Raw genomic sequence first — 236 nt, forward strand, 5'->3', positions numbered from 1 at the left:
GGCGTAACCCGAAAGCTTTTCGGGCGCGTCCATGCAGTTTTTCGCATACTACGGGCTGCGGCGCGGCGGACATTACTTCGCTGCGCTGGACGGCGAGGCGCATCCGAAATGGCAGAACTTTTACAAGAACGGCCGGGATCTGCTTGAAGCTTCCATCATTCACGGCTGCGAGGATATCGGCAACGGCAAGGGCGTCACTCCCGCCTACGAGGTCCGGGTGGCCTTCCTGAACGGAG

The 236-nt window shown here is 60.6% G+C and carries 1 protein-coding gene; it reads left to right on the plus strand.

Annotated features, from left to right (window positions below; all coding sequences use genetic code 11):
• Positions 1–31 precede the first annotated feature (31 nt).
• Positions 32–236: hypothetical protein (locus KVT38_RS34195; RefSeq protein WP_217598143.1), on the plus strand; the 205-nt coding region annotated here is incomplete at its 3' end.

The sequence above is a fragment of the Cohnella sp. GbtcB17 genome, assembly GCF_019091135.1.
Taxonomy (GTDB): Bacteria; Bacillota; Bacilli; order Paenibacillales; family Paenibacillaceae; genus Cohnella.